Raw genomic sequence first — 17,255 nt, forward strand, 5'->3', positions numbered from 1 at the left:
TTCGGCTCAGCCTGTCGTCGCGTCGACAAGCGCCCATGCTCCACGCTCCGAATCTTCGTGTTTCGATTCGCGCGAATAGCGACCGTGCCCTAGGACCGCGCCCCGCCGAATCTCCGCCGAGCTTGGCAGCCCCTCCCCTCGCTACAAGCGCCTGCCGAAACCTCTCAGCGGAGAATCATGGCTGGAAAATTTTTCGTAGCGCCAGAGAGCAGAGCTCTGTCGCTGGAAGATCAGCAGGGTCACGCTTCCGCCGGTCCTGGCTGGCGGACGAGCCGCATAGCTCGCCCCATGGTCCGACGGCCCCAACCCCGCAAGGTTTCGTCGGTGCTCTAAAGCGCGCCGGCCACCGCCTTCAGCCAGATCGACACGGCGACCGCGCCGCCATCGGGGATGCCGAGCGCGCGGGCGCCGAGATAGCTGGCGCGGCCGAGGCGCGGGCTCATGGCCTCAGTTCTCGCCGCGCCCTCCTCCGCCGCGCGCGCGGCGTCGGCCCAGGCCTCGGCCGGCGTCCGATTCGCCTCGGCGGCGCGCCGGAGGGCGTCGGCCGCCGGTTGGAGCGCGTCCAGCATGGTGCGATCGCCCGGCCTGGCGCCGCCGAGTTCGGAAATCGCCTCCACCGCCGCCGCGAAGGCTTCGGCGCTCGCGCCCGAACCCGCCGGCGCGTCGGCCAGATGGCGCGCCGCGCGCATGAGGCCCGTCGCGTAGAAGGGGCCCGAGCTTCCGGCGATCGCCCGGCGCAGCGCGTCGGCCATGGCCTGGAGCGCGCCGTCAGGGCTCGTCCAGGCGGCATCCGGCAGCGCGCGAAGGGCCGCCGCCCCACGCGCCAGACTGGCGCCGAGATCGCCGTCGCCGGCCCGCGCGTCGAGATCGGTCAACGCGCCCTCAGCCGCTTCGAGCGCGGAGGCCGCCGCCAGCACGGCGCGCCGCATCCTGTCCATGCCGGGCCGGGCCTCCTGCCCGGCCGCTGCGGGCGCGGGCGATTTGGGCGCGGTTGACGGCAGGCGGACGGTTCGGTTGAGATGGCCCCGGCCCGGCCAGGCGGGCGCCGCGGTCGGCGCGTCGAGCAGCGCCAGTCGTTCGTCGTCCACGCGCAGGAGCGAGAGCGAGCAGCCACGCATGTCGAGGGCCGAAAGCAGCGTGCCGCACCAGGCACGCTCGACCCGCAAGCCTCGCGCCGCCAACTGGCGGAGCGCCTCGTGCGCGACGATGTCGAGTTCCATCGGCGGCGTGCCGCCGAGACCGTTGACGAGAAGCACGCAGCGCTCGCCCTCCGTAAGGTGGAGGTCGTCGACGATGGCGGCCAGCAGTTCCTCCACCAGCGCGCCGGCGGGCTTCAAGGGCGCGCGGCGCACGCCCGGTTCGCCATGGATGCCGAGTCCGAGTTCGATCTCGCCTTCGGCCAGCTCGAAATTCGGTTTGCCGGCGGCGGGCACCGTGCAGGGTTCGAGCGCGAGGCCCATCGTGCCGAGATCGGCCGCCGCCGCGCGCACCAGCGCGGCGACCGTGGCGAGCGCGTCGCCCCGCTCGGCCGAAGCGCCCGCGATCTTGTGAACGAGGATCGTGCCGGCGATGCCGCGCCGCCGATCCTTCGGGACGGTGTCGCGCAGCGCCACGTCGTCGGCCACCACGACGATCTCGACCTCCTGGCCGCGCGCCCGCATCATTTCCGCCGCGAGGCCGAAATTCAGCCGGTCGCCTGTGTAGTTCTTGACGATCAGGAGCGCGCCGGCCGCGCCCGTCGCCGCCTCCAGCCCGGCCAGAACCGCGTCCGTCGAGGGCGAGGTGAAGACGTCGCCGGCCACCGCCGCCGTCAGCATCCCCTCCCCGACGTAGCCGGCATGGGCGGGCTCGTGGCCGCTGCCGCCGCCCGACAGGACGGCGACCCGGCGCGCCTCCGGCTCCGGCAGGGGATGGCGGATCACGACCGATTCGTCCGCTAGCAGCGCTTGGGCGGGTGCGAGCGCGACCGCGCCTTCCAGCATTTCGGACACGAGGGTCTTCGGGTCGTTGATGAGCTTCTTCAAGGGGCGCCTCCGCAACCGGCCGGGATCGTCGGGATTGAGTCTGCCGGCCGGGCGCGCGGATGCAAGGGCGGATGCGACGGGATCGGCCTTGTTGCAGAGGTTTGCGAGGCGCAAAGCGCGCGGGTTCCGAAGGATCGATGCAGCGACCGGTGCGCATGGCCCCCGTGCAAGCGACGGGCTGGTGGAGCCCTTATCGGCGGCACCCCGACGTCTCGATCCACCCCCACGCCTTTCGCTCCGCCTTTTCCCTCGCCTATCATGGCGGAGACGGGCTCGGCGGGAGCGCGGCCTCCTCAAGCCCTTTCCGCCGCCGCCTTTGCAGATTGGGAGTTCAAGCATGACGTCGATCTTCGACGAGCCGGAGCGTTTCGCCGCCACTGCCCTTGCCGGCTTCTGCGACGTTCACAGCCATCTCGTCCACGGCCTGCGCGGCGGCGCGCTGCGCGCCAGCCAGACGCCGGAGGGCAAGGTCGCGCTCGTGATCGGCGGCGGCTCGGGCCATTACCCCGCCTTCGCCGGCTATGTCGGCGCGGGGCTGGCGGATGCCGCCGTCGCGGGCGACGTCTTCGCCTCGCCCTCCACCGAGAGCGTCGCGCGCATCTGCCGGCAGGCCCATCGCGGCGGCGGCATCGTGCTCGGCTTCGGCAATTACGCCGGGGACGTCCTGAATTTCGGCGCGGCGGCCGAGCGGCTGCGCGGCGAAGGGATCGACGTGCGCATCCTCGCCGTCACCGACGACGTGGCGAGCGCACCGCCCACGGAGAAGAGCAAGCGCCGGGGCGTGGCGGGTGACATCCCCGTGTTCAAGATCGCGGGCGCGGCGGCGGAAGCCGGCCTGTCGCTGGACGAGGTGGAACGCCTGGCGCGCCTCGCCAATGCGCGCACCGTCTCGCTCGGCGTCGCCTATTCGGGCTGCACCCTACCGGGCGCCGACGCGCCGCTCTTCACCGTGGACCCGTCCAAACTCGCCGTGGGCCTCGGCATCCACGGCGAGCCGGGGGTCCGCGACGAGCCGCGCATGCCCGCCGCCAAGCTCGCCGAGCTTCTGGTCGCCCCGCTTCTCGCCGAGCGGCCGGACGGGGCGAGCGGGCGCGTCGCCGTCCTCCTCAACGGGCTCGGCGCCACCAAATACGAGGAACTCTTCGTTCTCTGGACGCAGGTCGCCGAGGGCTTGCGCGCGGGCGGTCTGGAGCCCGTCGCGCCGGAGGTCGGCGAACTCGTGACCAGCCTCGACATGGCCGGCTGCTCGCTGACCTTGACCTGGCTCGACGAGGAGTTGGAGCCGCTCTGGCTTGCCCCGGCCGAGACCGCCGCCTTCCGGCGCGGGCAGGTCGCGCCCGCTGCCCGCGCGCCCAAGCCCGCCGAGGACGCCGAGGAGACGCCGCGCTTCGCGCCGGCCGGCGAGCCCTCGCGCGAGGCGGCCGCGCGCGTTCAGGCCCTGCTGGAAACGATGGCGCGAGCGCTCGCGGCCGCCGAGGACGAGCTCGGCCGGATCGACGCGATCGCCGGCGACGGCGACCATGGGCAGGGCATGCGGCGCGGCTCGGCCGCCGCCGTCGAGGGCGGACGCGCGGCGCTGGCGCTCGGCGCGGGGGCGGGCTCGCTTCTGGCCCATGCGGGCGACCGCTGGGCCGACACGGCGGGCGGCACGTCCGGCGCCATCTGGGGCCTGATGCTGCGCGCCTTCGGCACGGCGCTCGGCGATGAGGAGAAGCCCGGCGCGGCGGACGTGGCCGCCGGTGCGCGGGCGGGTCTCGAGGCCGTCACCGCGCTCGGCCGCGCCCGGCTCGGCGACAAGACGCTGGTGGATGCGCTCGTGCCCTTCGTGGAGGCGCTGGAGCGCGAAACCGGCGCGGGCCGCGACCTGCCGTCCGCCTGGGCCACGGCCGCCGAGGCCGCCACGCGGGCCGCCGAGGCTACGAAGGACCTCGCGCCCCGTCTTGGCCGCGCCCGGCCGCTGGCGGCCAAGAGCCTCGGTCATCCCGACGCCGGCGCCGTCTCGCTCGCCCTCATCGCGCGCAGTCTCGCCGAAGCGCTGCGCGGGGAGGCGACGGGCGCTTGAAGTCGGGCCCTGTCCTCCTGAGGTCGGTCGGCTTGGCTTGCCGGGGGCGAGCGAGCGGCATCGATCCGGCCCGTCGGGCGCTCCCGCTCGGAGATCAATGGGCGAGCGAGCCCGGCGGGTGCGTTCGCCGGCCGAGCAAGCGGCGCGTCCGTGCTTCGCTCGCAGGGGAGCCGCCCCCCTCCTCCGCCCGCGCCCGCACCCGGCGCCCGGATCGGGCCTCTCCGCCGCCAAGCGCGCGGCCCCGATCATTCCGGCATTGGCAAGGCCGGCCCGATCGCGCTACCCCGATTTCACTGCCGCTTGAGATCGGAGCCCTTCGTGAAGCCCCAGCCCCTGACCTCCGCCCCTTCGGACGCCGAAAGCCGCAAGGCGGTCGCGCCCGTCGTCTGCTATCCCGTGGAACGGCTGCCCCGGCCGGATCTTGGCGCCTATCGCGCCGTTCGCGAGGATTGGACCCTGGTGGAACGGGTCACGGTGCCAGCGCGCGAGGCCGCCTGCTTCCATGCGCCGGCCGGGCATTTCGTCCGCATCCTCTCCGTCGAAGGGCCGCAGGTCGGCGACCTCAACCTCTTCAACGCGGCGGACCTCACCGAGCGCTTCTACAGCGGCAAGACGCGCGCGCTCTGCGGCACCCATGTCGGGCCGGGCGACCAGCTCTTTTCCAGCTTCCCGACGCTGCGCCCGATGGCGACGATCACGCACGACACGCTCGACTGGTACGGGTTCGACGCCTTCGGCGGCGGTGTCCACGACGTGATCGGCACGCGCTGCGACCCCTATACGCATTCGCTCCTCAGCGACGGCGGCATCTATCACCATTGCTGCCATTCCAACCTGACGCGCGCGCTAGCCGAGGAAACCGGCCTGCCGCTGCCCGAGGCCGAGCGGCATGTCCATGACGTGCTCAACGTCTTCATGTGCACCGGCTTCACGCGCGACACCGGGCAGTATTTCATGAAGGCGAGCCCGGTGCGGCCGGGGGATTATCTCGAATTTTTCGCCGAGATCGATCTTCTCGGCTGCATGTCCGCCTGCCCGGGCGGCGACTGCTCGACGGTCCATTCGTCGGATGTGGCGGCCTGCTACCCACTCCTCGTGGAGGTCTACAAGCCGGCGCGCCTGCCGGCCGGCTGGGCGCCGCCCGCCGTCAACCGCTACGACCGCACCCACGGAACGGCCCTCTGAAAACAAACCGGCCGGCCGCGCATTCGCGGCTGGCCGGCCGGCGGGATCGTTGCGGCCCGTTCAGAACCGATAGGTCGCGTTGATGCGGAAGGAGCGGCCGGGCTCGGAATAGAAGAGGTCCGGCTGCGCCCGCGTTTCGGGCACGGTGACGGCGTCGTAATAGGTCTTGTCGAAGAGGTTGAAGACGCCCGCCGCGATCTTCAGGCCCGGCAGTTGCTCGGGCTCCAGATAGGCGGTGACGTCCACCACCCCGTAGCCCGGCGCCTCGAACCCGTTATCGACCTTGTCGCGCCGCGCGGCGAGCTTGGTGGTGACTTCGCCGCCCCAATGGGCCTGCGCATAGCCGAGGCCGAGGATCGCGGTCATCGGCGGCACGCTGTCAAGATAGGTGTCGTCGGTGAGGTTGCGCCCTTCGGCGTAAGCCAGCGAGGCGCGCGCCGTCCAATGGTCGTGAAGGCGGGCGTGCGCGCCGAGTTCGACACCTGAAATCCGCGCGTCCGGGATGTTTTTGTAGCTCGAAATGCCGCCCAGCGGATATTCGCCGCCCGGCTGGGTGAGCTGCACCGTGTCGATGAAGTTCTGATAGCGCGTCGAGAAGACGTTGATCCGCGCGCCGAGCGCCTCGTCGCCATAGCGCAGGCCGAGATCGAACCCGTCGCTCGTCTCGGCTTCGAGATCGGCATTGCCCCGGCGCAGATAGGTGCCGACCGCGCCATAGCGCGAATAAAGCTCGCCCACCGTCGGCGCGCGGAAGCCTCGCGTGTACTGCGCGTAAGCGGTGAGTTCGGGCAGGAGATCGTATTCCAGCCCGAGCTTGGGCGAAAAGGCGTGGTCGCTGTTCTCGGGCGGAAGGCGCCCGTCATAGGCGGCGCTGGCGCGATATTCGGGCGATGATTCGGGCGCGTTGCGATACCAGTCGAAGCGCAGGCCCGGCGTCACGCGCAAGCGGCCGGACAGAAGCGCCACCTCGTCCTCGCCATAAAGGCCGATGAGGCGGCTCGTGACATCCGGCGCGTCGGCCTGGTTGGTGTGGAGCATGCCGCAGGAGAAGCGATCGCGCGCCCGGCCGAGCGCGCAGCTGTCCTTGCCGGCGGAATATTGCGTCGTGTCGGCGGTGCGAAGCTCGGTGCCGAGCGTGACGCGGTGCTGCACCGCGCCCGTGTCGAAGCGCTTGGCGCCATAGGCGTTGAGGCCGAAGGCTTTCTCGTCGAGCGAGTTGTCGCGCTCGAACGGGCCGATCACCGAGGTCGAGCGATAGGCGTCGACGCGCGTGTCGCGCGCGATGTCCTGATAATAGAGAACCGCCCGCGCCGTGTCGATCCAGCCCTCTCCATCCGGCGTGTCGAAATCATAGGTCAGCGCCGCCTTGCGCCGCTCGACCTCCTCGCCGGTGAAATACTGGCCGGCGCGGTAATTGCCGGTCGCGCTCTGGCTGGTGCGCCCGTCGAAATCCTCGTCGCGATGGAAGATCTCGCCGGTGAGGCCGAAGCGATGGCCGCCCTCGACGCTCTGGTAGACCTTCCCCAGAAGATCATACTGCTCGTAATCTCTGGGGTTCGCGGCCGTGCGCGCGGGGCCGAGGACATCGAGCGTGCCCATCGTGTCGGTTTCGTTGCCGCCGCGATAGCCGCCCTGAAGGAGGACCGAGGTGTCGCCGGTCCGCGCCGCGACGGCATGGCTCGTAAAGCCGCTGCGATCGGCCGAATCGAATCCGCTCTTCGAGAGCGTGCCGATGCGGCGCCCGCCGAGCAGAAGATCGTCCGGCTCCAGCGTGCGCAGGGCCAGAACGCCGCCGAGCGCGCCCGAGCCGAGCAGCGGATCGGCGCCGCGCGTCACGTCCAGCGCGGACAGCGTGTTGAAGTCGAAACTGTCGGCGCCCCCGTTCGCGCCGCGCGTCGCGTCGGCGAGATAGGGCACGCGGACGCCATCGATCGTGGTGAGGACGCGCGACCCTTCGAGGCCGCGAATGTTGATGCTGTTGGTGGTGCGGTTGAAGGAAATGCCGGCTTCCTGCGTGCGGCCGAGATCCTGAATGTCGTCGATCAGCTTGGTGTCGATCGTGGCGCGGCTCGTGGTGGAGGTCGTCACCGTGCCGGCCGCGCCTTCGCTGGCGCCCGCCTCGCCGGATTCCACCGTCACCGTTTCGAGCTGCACCGTGTCGCCGGCGGCAGGGGCCGCCGTCTGCGCCCGCGCCGGGGCGCCCGAAAGAAGCGCGGCGGTCGCGACGCCCGCCATCAAAGCTCGAACCGCCAGAGATTGCATCACGGGACTTTTCCTTCCGATCGACCGATTGTCGTGAACCGCGCCATCGAATTGGAATCGTTCCATGAATTCCCGTGGCCAAGCAGTCGGAACGCTGTGTATCGACGCCGGCAAACAGGAGTCAAACAAATAAAATGCAGGATTATAACATTATAATCGTTCAAAAATGGAATGAATCCAATTCAGAAACGCTCTTAGAACGATTTTAGACTTACATTATATTTCGTAATGACTTGACGCGTCGGCGCATTCGTCATTACTCAGGCCTCTTCCTAAGCCAGCCTTTGGGACGCTTCGCCATGCGCCTGCCCCTTCTCGCCCTGCTTCTGACCCTCGCGGCCGGCGCCGCTTCGGCCGATCCGCTGCCCGGCCGCATCGTGTCGATCGGCGGGGCGGTCACGGAAATTCTCTATGCGCTGGGCGCCGAAAGCCGCATCGCGGCGGTGGACACGACGAGCGTCCATCCGCCGGCCGCGCTCCAGACCAAGCCCGATATCGGCTACATGCGCGCGCTTTCGGCGGAGGGCGTCCTGTCGCTGTCGCCGGACCTCATCCTCATGGAGAACGGGGCCGGGCCGAAGGAGGCCGTGGCGCTGATCGACGCGGCCGGCGTGCCCGTTCGGCACGTCCCGAGCGGCCATTCCGTGCCGGACCTCCTGGAGAAGGTGCGCCTCGTCGCGGCCTCGGTCGGCGAGGAGAGCAAGGGCGAGGCCATGGCGGCCGACATGAAGGCGGCGCTGGACCGGCTCGCCACCGACCTCGCTCCGATCGAGCGCAAGCGCCGGGTTCTCTTCATCCTGTCGATCGCCGACGGGCGCGCCAACGCCGCCGGGCGCGGCACGGGCGCCGACGCGGTGATCCGCCTCGCGGGCGGAGAGAACGTCTTTTCGGGCGTCGAGGGCTACAAGACGCTGTCGCCGGAAGCCGCCGCCGCGCTCGCGCCAGACATCATCCTGATGCTGGATCGCGGCGGCCCGAGCAGCGGCGATCCGCTCGCCCCTCCCGCGCTGGCCGCGACGCCCGCCGGACAGGCGGGCGCGGTGATCCGCATGGACGCCTCCTATCTTCTCGGCTTCGGCCCACGCACGCCGGGCGCCCTGCGCGATCTCGCCACCCGGTTCTACCCGGAGGCCGGGCTTGGAGCCTCCCTTGTCCGTTGAGGCCCTCGGCGCCGTCCGGCAGGCGCGCAGGGCCATGCGCTCGGAACAGAGGGAGGCTTCGAGCGACGCCGCCCGGCCCGCGAGCGAGCCCGCGCTGTCCGGCGACCGCAGCCGCCGCGCCCGGCTCGCGACGCTCGGCCTCGCCGCGCTTCTCCTCGCCACGTTTCTCGCCGCGCTCGGCACGGGGCCGGCCTTCCTGTCGCCCGGCAAGGTCGCCGCCATCCTCGCCGCCGGCCCCAAGGGGCAGGTCGCCTCGCTCGCCGACACGGTGATCGTCTGGCAGATCCGCCTGCCGCGCGTGCTTCTCGGCGCGCTCGTCGGGGCGTCGCTGGCGTTGGTCGGCGCCATGATGCAGGGCCTGTTCCGCAATCCCCTCGCCGATCCCGGCCTGATCGGCGTGTCCTCGGGCGCGGCCTTCGCGGCGGTGGCGACCATCGTCCTGTCGGGCGGCGCGCTCGCGCCCTTCGCGGCGCTGTTCGGCCTCTACGCCCTGCCCGTCGCGGCCTTCGGCGGCGGTCTGGCGGCGACGCTGGTGATCTACCGTGTGGGCACGCGGGCCGGGCGCTCCTCGGTCGCGCTGATCCTTCTCGCCGGCATCGCGCTCGGGGCCTTCGCCGCCGCCGGCACGGGCTTCCTCGTTTATCTCAGCGACGACAACCAGTTGCGCGACCTGACCTTCTGGAGCCTCGGGGGGCTTGGCGGCGCGACCTGGGGCAAGCTCTGGGCGGCGCTGCCGATGATGGGCGCGGCGCTTCTCGCCGCCCCTTTCCTGGCGCGCGGGCTGAACGGCATCGTGCTCGGCGAAGCGGAGGCCTATCATCTGGGCATCCGCGTCCAGCGGCTGAAGCGGCTGACGATCCTCACCGTCGCGCTGGCGACCGGCGCCGCCGTCGCGGTGTCGGGCACGATCGGCTTCGTCGGCATCGTCGTGCCGCATCTCCTGCGCCTCGGGTTCGGGCCCGACCATCGCACGCTTCTGCCCAATGCCGCGCTCGGCGGGGCGATCCTCCTGCTTCTCGCCGACATGGTCGCGCGCACGCTGGTGGCCCCGGCGGAACTGCCGATCGGCATTCTCACCGCCGCGATCGGCGCGCCGGTCTTCCTGTGGATACTCCTGCGCCGTCGCGGCCTCGCGGGATTTTGAGGCTGCCCATGCTCGATCTTCAAGACGTGAGCCTGCAATACCGGGGACGCCTCGTTCTCAGCCCGCTTTCGCTCACCATCCGCGCGGGCGAATTCACCGTGGTGATCGGGCCGAACGGGGCCGGCAAGTCCAGCCTGCTGAAGCTGATGACGGGCGAGATGGAGCCGGCTTCCGGTTCGGTGCGGCTCGACGGCGAAAACCTCGCCCGCATGGCGCCCGAGCGCCTCGCGCGGCGGCGCGCCGTGCTGCCGCAGGGCTCCAGCCTCGCCTTTCCCTTCACCGTCGCCGAAGTCGTGAGCTTCGGCCTGGAGGCGGCCGGGCGGGCGCGCGATCCGGCCGCCATCCGGGGCGCGCTCGCGCGCGTCGATCTGGCGAGCTTCGGCGCCCGCTTCTATGGCGAATTGTCCGGCGGCGAGCAGCAGCGCGTGCATCTGGCGCGGGTGCTCTGCCAGATCGGCGCGCCGGTGCGGCACGGCAAGCCGGCGCTTCTGTTTCTGGACGAGCCGGTCTCCAGCCTCGACATCCGCCACCAGCTCGCCGTGTTGGGGCTGGCGCGCGACTTCGCGCGGGGCGGCGGCGCCGTGGTCGCCGTGCTGCACGACCTCAACCTCGCGGCCGGCTATGCCGACCGCTTGATCGCGCTCTCGCTGGGACAGATCGCCGCCGACGGGCCGCCCGCCGCCATTCTCACCGACGCGCTGGTGGAAGAGGTCTTCGGGGTCCGGCTGCCCGTCGGCGCGACGCCCTTCCCGCCTCAACCCTTCGTTCTGCCGCAGACGGCGGCACCGCTTTCGAGGACCTCCGAATGGATACATTGACCGACCCCGCGCAGCCCTCCGCGACGCCCTTCTTCGCCACCGGCAAGCGCAGCCGCGATCTCGCCGCCGAACTCGGCCTGTCGGAAGCCGAGCTTCTCGCCGCGCATGACGGGCCGGAGGTCGTGCGCCTCGCGTTGGAGGCCGAAGCGCTGGTCAACGCGCTGCCCGCGCTCGGCGAGATCATGGTTCTGACCCGCAACGACGTGGCGGTTCACGAGAAGGTCGGCCGGTTCGGCGGCATCCGCTTCGGGAAGGAAGCCGGGCTCGTCATCAACCCGCCGCTCGACCTGCGCCTGTTTCCGAAGGCCTGGGCCTCGGCCTTCGCGGTCGAGATTCCCGGCGAAGGGGAGCCGCGCCGCTCGATCCAGATCTTCGACCGCGCCGGCCATGCCGCGCTGAAGATCCATCTGCGCCCCGCCTCCGATGTCGCCGCCTTCGAGGCGCTCCGGGCGCGCTTCGCCGTCGCGGAGCGCGGGCCGCTCGTCGTCACGCCCTATCCGGCGGACCCCGTGGCGGAGGCGATCGACGAGGAGGCCTTCCGCCGCGACTTCGCGGCCATGGCGGATGTCCACGAGTTCGTGCCCCTCCTGCGCCGCCACAAGCTCGGCCGGCGCGGCGCGCTGGCGCTGATGGGCGAGGCGCATGCGCGCCCGCTCGGGGCGAAGGCCGCGACGCAGCTTCTGGAAGCGGCGAGCGCCGGCGCCCTGCCAATCATGTGCTTCGTCGGCAGCCGGGGCTGCATCCAGATCCATTCAGGCCCGGTCGAGCGCATCCGCGCCATGGGCCCCTGGATCAACGTGCTCGACCCCGGCTTCGACCTGCATCTGCGCGAGGACCTCGTGGCGGAGGCCTTCGCCGTGCGCAAGCCGACGCGCTGGGGCGCGCTGACATCCGTGGAACTCTACGACGCGGCCGGCTCGCTGGCGGTGCAGTTCTTCGGCGTACGCGACGAGAAGGGCCCCGAGGACGAGCGCTGGCGCGCCCTGGTCGCCGGACTGGAGCACGTCCATCGAACATAAGTTCGCCGGACATGCTCCAAATCCTTGTTTCTCGCATTGTCCGGGCGCGAAAGCCTTTTAGGCTTTCGCTGGAAATGCGCCGGGCGGCGCGTTCGAGGATTAGGCGAACAGCGCCTCGCCGGGGCCGGACCGGCGGGGCGCTACCCGCCGAAAAAGGCGATCTCTTCGCGAAGGCGCGCCGGCCCGTCCTCGAGGCCGAGCACGACGGACGCGAGGATGCGCGCCTTAACGCCGGTGAGATCGCCCGCGAAGAGGCCGCCCTTGCGCGCCACGTCCTTGCCCGCGCCATTGCCGTAGATCGGCTTGACGCGGCCTTCCGGGCAGCGCGAGCACATGATGACGGGAACCCCGCCCGCGACGATCTCGCCGATCGCCTCGGTGACCGAGGGCAGGCAGTTGCCGCGCCCGAACCCCTCGATCACGATCGCCTTCGTGCCGCTCGCGGCGAGATAGCGAAGCACCTTGTCGCCCGTGCCGAGGCCGAGCTTCACGAGTTCCACTTCGGTTTCGAGCCGCGCCGGAGCGTAGGTCCGCCGGATCAGCGGGCGGCGATGGAGGATCACGTCCTCGCCGTCCACCTCGCCGAGCTTGCCATGCTCGCCCGAGCGGAACGTGTCGGTTCGCGACGTGTGGGTCTTCGTGACGTCCCGCGCGGCGTGGAATTCGTCCTCGAAGCAGACCAGCGCGCCGAGCCCCCGCGCCAAGGGAGACGCGGCGAGGCGCACCGACTGCGCGATGTTGCGCGGCCCGTCCGTGTCGGGGGCGTCGGCGCTGCGCTGCGCGCCCGTGAACACGACGGGTTTGGTGCCGCCGACCAGAAGATCGGCCAGAAAGGCGCTTTCCTCCATCGTGTCGGTGCCATGGGTGACGACGACGCCGTCGCAATCGGGCCGGCCGACATGTTCGGCAATGCGCCGGGCGATCGAGAAGGCGAGCGGCAGGTCGATCGCCGAGGAGCCGACGCGGCAGAAATCGTCCACCGCGAGTTCGATCCCCTCCAGCCGGTCGTGCAGCCCGGCCCGCAGTTCCTCGCCGGACATCTCGGCCACGACGTCGGAGCGCGCGCCGCCGGGGCGCGAGGCGATGGTTCCGCCGGTCGTGATGAGCTGGATGCGCGCCATGGCCGGGCCTCGTGCAGGAGCGGAAGAAGCCGGCCGCCTTCGACGGGCGGCCGGGGGTCTTCGCGCTTCTGCCCGTTCGCGCCGGGCCTGTCCACCGCGCGTCCGGTGGCCGGCTGGCGCTCGGGCTAACGCGCGCTCGCGACCAGGGCGATCGCCGTGCCCCAGGGGTCGCGCAGCGTCAGGCGGCCCGCTTCCTCGCCGGCCTCCGTCCCGGCCGGCAGGCGGGCGCGCACCCGCTCGATCGCGTCCGGGTGTGTCAGGATCTCGACCTCCGCAAGGCCCGTGGACGGGAAGGCGCGCGGGCCGGCGCCCCGGCTGTTCCAGACATTGGTGGCGAGCTGGTGATGATAGCCACCCGAGCCGAAGAACGTGCCGCCCGGATAGCGGCAGGTCACGTCGAAGCCGAGGAGCCCGCCGTAGAACGCCTCCGCCGCCTCCAGCGCGCCGACCTGAAGATGGACATGGCCGACCGATCCGCCCTTGGGAAAGCCGCCCCAGGGACGCGCGGCGCCCTCGGTGATCAGCCCCTCTGCGTCGAGCGGCGCGTTGTCCATCTCGATCTGCCCGTCGGCGCGCGGCCAGATCGCGCTCGGCCGATCGGCATAGACCTCGATCCCGTTGCCTTCGGGATCGGCGAGATAGACCGCCTCGCTGACCAGATGGTCGGCCGCGCCTTGAAGGCGAAGGCCGGACCGGCCGGCATGGGCGAGCCAGGCGCCGAGATCGGCGCGGCTCGGCAGGAGGAAGGCCGTGTGGAAAAGACCGGCCTCGCGCGGCGAGCGCTGGCGCGCGGCGGGGTCGCGGCGGAGGTCCAGAAGCACGCGGCCATCGATGCCGAGCGTGGCCCGCTCGGCGGTCTCCTCGATCCGATCGAGCCCGAGCGCTTCGGTGTAGAAGCGGCCGACCCCAGCCAGGTCGTGAACCGTCAGGCTGACGCGGCCGATGCGGTGGGGCGCCCCGGCGAGGATCGGATCGGCGTCGGACGGGAAGGCGGATGGGCTCTGCAGGGTCATGATCGGATTCCTTGCGCCTCGTAGAGAAAACGTATCCCTGATATGCGCCTTCCCCTCGGGTTTGATAATCCGGCCGCCTGGCATAAGACTTCCAACCAGGAGAGTGAGTCGATGCTGGATCGCCTGACCGGGTTGGAAGTGTTCGCGCGGGTGGCCGGGCTCGGAAGCCTGTCGGCCGCCGCGCGGGCGCTCGGCATGTCGCAGACCATGGCGACCAAGCACATGGCGGCGCTGGAAGAGCGGCTCGGCGTCAAGCTCCTGCATCGCACGACGCGCAAGGTGGCGCTGACCGAGCCCGGCCGGCACTATCTCGAAAGCGTCGAGCGCATTCTGTCGGATTTCAGCGAGGCGGAGGCGAGCGCGGCGGCGGAGCGGCTGGACGTCTCGGGCACGCTGCGGCTCAACGTGCCCGTGTCCTTCGGCGTGCGCGAGGTCGCGCCGTTGCTCGCCGACTTCGCGAGGCTGCACCCCCATCTCACCGTCGATCTTGGCCTCAGCGACCGCGTGGTGGATCTCGTGGAGGAAGGATGGGACGCGGCGATCCGCATCGGGCGCCTGCGCGGGCCGGACCTGATGGCCCGCCGGCTGGCGCCCTGCCGCCTCGCGCTCGCCGCCTCGCCCCACTATCTCGCCGCGCGCGGCACGCCCAGGCGCGTCGCGGACCTCGCCGCGCATGAGTGCCTCGGCTACACGCTCTCGCCCATGCTCGGGGCCGACCGCTGGCAGTTCGGGCCCGACGGCGCGGTGGCGGTGGCGATCTCCGGGTCCTTGCGCGCCAACAATGGCGATGCGCTGGTCGCCGCGGCGCTCGCGGGACAGGGCATCGTCTACGAGCCGACCTTTCTTCTCGGCGACGAGCTGCGCGCCGGCCGCCTCGTGCAGCTGCGGCTCGACCATCCCCCGTCCGAACTGCCCGGCGTCTTCGCGGTTCACGCCATGAACCGCCGCCCGCCCGCCAAGGTGCGCGCGCTGTTCGACTTCCTCGCCGAGCGCTTCGGGCCGACCCCGCCCTGGGACCGCGACCTCGACTGATACGCCTGTCATGGAACCGTCAGGCGCGCGGCCTAGACTCGACCCGCCAGACCCGAAGTCGCCCGGTGCCGATGCTGTTTCCCGAACTGAGCTATGCCCGCCCTCACGACCCGCTTCTGCGCCGCGTCGTGATCCGCTCCGTGGAACAGGCCGTGGGACGGCGCAAGCTGGCGCGCCTTTACGCCGAGTGGCGCGAGACGGCGCGGCGCGAACCGCGGACGCGCTTTCGCGCCATGCTCGATCTGATGCGCATCCGGCTCGACATCGGCGGCAGCTTCCCGCCGGACATCGCCCCAAACGAACCGCTCGTCATCGTCGCCAACCATCCGTTCGGCATCGGCGACGGCGCGGCGCTTCTGGCGCTCGCCGAGACGCTCGGCCGGCCCTTTCGCATCCTCGTCAGCAACGACCTGATGCGGATCGAGGAAATGGCCGAGTGCGGCCTGCCCATCGCCTTCGAGGAAACGCGCGAGGCGCAGGCGCTGACCCTGAACACGCGGCGCGAGGCCATGCGCCTTCTAGCAGAGGGCGTCGCGATCATCGTGTTTCCGGCTGGCGGCGTCGCCACGGCCGGCGCCATGTTCGGCCGGGCCGAGGACCTGCCCTGGAAGCAGTTCACCGCCAAGCTGGTGCGCCGGGGCGGCGCGACCGTGCTGCCGGTCCATGTCCACGGGCAGAACGGACCGCTCTTCCATCTCGTCAGCAAGTGGTCGCAGACCCTGCGCTACGGGCTTCTGCTCGGCGCGTTCCGTCGGCTTTACGGGCGCCCGATCCGCCTGACCGTCGGCGCGCCGATCCGGCCCCTCGAGGCGGCGGACGGGCGCGCGCTGACCGAGCTCCTGCGCCGGTCGGTGTTCGAGATGGCGCCGGGGCCCGCGCCCCGGCAGGACGCGCCGGGGGCTGCGCTCCGAGCGCTGCGCCAGCGCGCGAGGGCGGCTGGTCAGGCCGCGCCGTAGCCGACGATGCCCTTGATCTCCAGGAAGGATTCCAGCCCGAACACGCCATATTCGCGCCCGTTGCCGGACTGCTTGTAGCCGCCGAACGGGGCTTCCGGGTCCCAGGCCGGATAGTTCAGATAGACATTGCCCGAGCGCATCCGCCGCGCCATGCGCCGGGCGCGCTCGGGGTCGGCCGACTGGATATAGGAGGCGAGACCGTAGACCGTGTCGTTGGCGAGGCGCGCGACCTCGTCCTCGCTCTCGTAGGAGAGGATGGAGAGAACCGGCCCGAACACCTCCTCGCGGGCGATGGTCATGTCCGGTGTCACCTCGGCGAAGACCGTCGGCCTGACGAAATAGCCCCGGTTCATGCCGTCCGGCCGGCCCGGGCCGCCGGCCACCAGCCGCGCCCCTTCCGCGATCGCGGTGTCGATCAGGCCCTGGATCTTCTCGTATTGCGCGCCGCCGATCACCGGGCCGAGATCGATGCCTTGCGCGTCGGCCGGGCCGACCTTGAAGCGCGCGGCGGCGCGCGCGGCGATGTCGGCGGCTTCCTCGTGCCGATCGGCCGGCACGAACATGCGCGTCGGCGCGTTGCAGCTCTGGCCCGTATTGCCGAAGCAGCCGGCCACGCCCTTCGTCACCGCCATTTCCAGATCGACATCCGGCAGGAGGATATTGGCGGACTTGCCGCCGAGTTCCTGATGCACGCGCTTGATCGTGTCGGCCGCCGCCTTGGCGACGAGGATGCCGGCGCGGGTCGAGCCCGTGAAGGACACCATGTCGATGTCGGGATGGCGCGAGATCGCCTCGCCGACGCCCGGCCCGTCGCCGTTGACGAGGTTGAAGACGCCCGGCGGAACGCCCGCCTCGTCCACGATCTCGGCAAAGAGGAGCGCGTTGAGCGGCGCGAGTTCGGAGGGCTTCAGGACCATGGTGCAGCCGGCCGCGAGCGCGGGCGCGACCTTGCACATGATCTGGTTCATCGGCCAGTTCCAGGGCGTGATCATGCCGACGACGCCGATCGGCTCCTGCGCCACCAGCGTCGTGCCGCGCAGCGTCTCGAAGGAGAAGCGCTCCAGCGTCTCGATCGCGACCTGGAGATGCCGCAGGCCCGACCCGACCTGCGAAGCGCGCGCGAAGGGCAAGGGCGCGCCCATCTCGCGGCTGATGAGTGCGGCCATTTCGTCGGCGCGGCCCTCGTAGACCGCCAGAAGCCGGCGCAGGATCGACAGGCGCTCCTCGCGGCTCGTCAGCGCATAGGTCTCGAAGGCGCGGCGCGCGGCCGTCACCGCGCGGTCCACATCCGCCGCCGATCCGAGCGAAATCGTGGCGCAGGGCTCTTCGGTGGAGGGATCGACGACCGCCAGGGTCTTCGGGGTCGCGGGATCGACGAAGGCTCCGTCGATGTAGAATTTCAGCGCGTTCGTCGTCGGAAGAGGGCTCATCGGGGCAGCGATCCTTGGTTTCTCAAGCG

The 17,255-nt window shown here is 71.2% G+C and carries 13 protein-coding genes; 8 read left to right on the forward strand and 5 right to left on the reverse strand.

What is annotated here, in order from left to right; genetic code table 11:
• Nucleotides 1-329: 329 nt before the first annotated feature.
• Entirely contained in the window at nt 330-2,024 is a 1,695-nt protein-coding gene (locus tag B146_RS0111680) for a dihydroxyacetone kinase family protein (RefSeq protein WP_019996626.1), read from the reverse strand.
• Nucleotides 2,025-2,361: 337 nt separating this feature from the next.
• Between B146_RS0111680 and B146_RS0111685 the strand changes: the two genes are divergently transcribed.
• Entirely contained in the window at nt 2,362-4,086 is a 1,725-nt protein-coding gene (locus B146_RS0111685) for a dihydroxyacetone kinase family protein (protein ID WP_019996627.1), read from the forward strand.
• A 318-nt stretch (nt 4,087-4,404) separates the two neighbouring features.
• Nucleotides 4,405-5,271, forward strand: a complete 867-nt coding sequence (locus B146_RS0111690) for an urea carboxylase-associated family protein (RefSeq protein ID WP_026358548.1) — start codon at nt 4,405-4,407, stop codon at nt 5,269-5,271.
• A gap of 60 nt (nt 5,272-5,331) precedes the next feature.
• Here B146_RS0111690 and B146_RS0111695 read toward each other — a convergent pair whose 3' ends face one another.
• On the reverse strand, nt 5,332-7,533 hold the full coding sequence (locus tag B146_RS0111695; RefSeq protein ID WP_026358549.1) for a TonB-dependent hemoglobin/transferrin/lactoferrin family receptor: 2,202 nt from the start codon (nt 7,531-7,533) through the stop codon (nt 5,332-5,334).
• A 299-nt stretch (nt 7,534-7,832) separates the two neighbouring features.
• Between B146_RS0111695 and B146_RS0111700 the strand changes: the two genes are divergently transcribed.
• Genes B146_RS0111700 through B146_RS25815 form a run of 4 tightly spaced genes read left to right on the forward strand, consistent with a single transcriptional unit; the run spans nt 7,833 to nt 11,674 of the window.
• Nucleotides 7,833-8,693 (forward strand): heme/hemin ABC transporter substrate-binding protein, encoded by an 861-nt coding sequence (locus B146_RS0111700; RefSeq protein ID WP_019996630.1) that lies wholly within the window; start codon nt 7,833-7,835, stop codon nt 8,691-8,693.
• Nucleotides 8,694-8,727: 34 nt separating this feature from the next.
• Complete coding sequence (locus B146_RS0111705) at nt 8,728-9,837, forward strand: FecCD family ABC transporter permease (protein ID WP_051091560.1); 1,110 nt, start codon at nt 8,728-8,730, stop codon at nt 9,835-9,837.
• Between the two features lie 8 nt (nt 9,838-9,845).
• Complete coding sequence (locus B146_RS0111710) at nt 9,846-10,655, forward strand: heme ABC transporter ATP-binding protein (RefSeq protein WP_019996632.1); 810 nt, start codon at nt 9,846-9,848, stop codon at nt 10,653-10,655.
• Nucleotides 10,643-11,674: a hemin-degrading factor gene (locus B146_RS25815; protein WP_081630969.1), complete on the forward strand. Its 1,032-nt coding sequence runs from the start codon at nt 10,643-10,645 to the stop codon at nt 11,672-11,674. Before B146_RS0111710 ends, B146_RS25815 begins: the two co-directional genes overlap by 13 nt.
• Before the next feature lie 140 nt (nt 11,675-11,814).
• Here the strand turns inward: B146_RS25815 and B146_RS0111720 are convergent, their stop codons facing one another.
• Complete coding sequence (locus B146_RS0111720) at nt 11,815-12,795, reverse strand: asparaginase (RefSeq protein WP_019996634.1); 981 nt, start codon at nt 12,793-12,795, stop codon at nt 11,815-11,817.
• A 125-nt stretch (nt 12,796-12,920) separates the two neighbouring features.
• Nucleotides 12,921-13,808, reverse strand: a complete 888-nt coding sequence (locus B146_RS0111725) for a VOC family protein (protein ID WP_019996635.1) — start codon at nt 13,806-13,808, stop codon at nt 12,921-12,923.
• A gap of 111 nt (nt 13,809-13,919) precedes the next feature.
• Between B146_RS0111725 and B146_RS0111730 the strand changes: the two genes are divergently transcribed.
• Both B146_RS0111730 and B146_RS25820 read left to right on the forward strand, forming a co-directional pair.
• Nucleotides 13,920-14,840: a LysR family transcriptional regulator gene (locus B146_RS0111730; protein ID WP_019996636.1), complete on the forward strand. Its 921-nt coding sequence runs from the start codon at nt 13,920-13,922 to the stop codon at nt 14,838-14,840.
• A gap of 71 nt (nt 14,841-14,911) precedes the next feature.
• Nucleotides 14,912-15,796, forward strand: a complete 885-nt coding sequence (locus B146_RS25820; protein ID WP_019996637.1) for a 1-acyl-sn-glycerol-3-phosphate acyltransferase — start codon at nt 14,912-14,914, stop codon at nt 15,794-15,796.
• Here B146_RS25820 and B146_RS0111740 read toward each other — a convergent pair.
• On the reverse strand, nt 15,781-17,226 hold the full coding sequence (locus B146_RS0111740; RefSeq protein ID WP_019996638.1) for an aldehyde dehydrogenase family protein: 1,446 nt from the start codon (nt 17,224-17,226) through the stop codon (nt 15,781-15,783). The two genes, B146_RS25820 and B146_RS0111740, sit on opposite strands and share 16 nt — an antisense overlap.
• Nucleotides 17,227-17,255: the final 29 nt, after the last annotated feature.

This window comes from Aureimonas ureilytica DSM 18598 = NBRC 106430 (assembly GCF_000382705.1).
Lineage (GTDB): Bacteria > Pseudomonadota > Alphaproteobacteria > Rhizobiales > Rhizobiaceae > Aureimonas > Aureimonas ureilytica.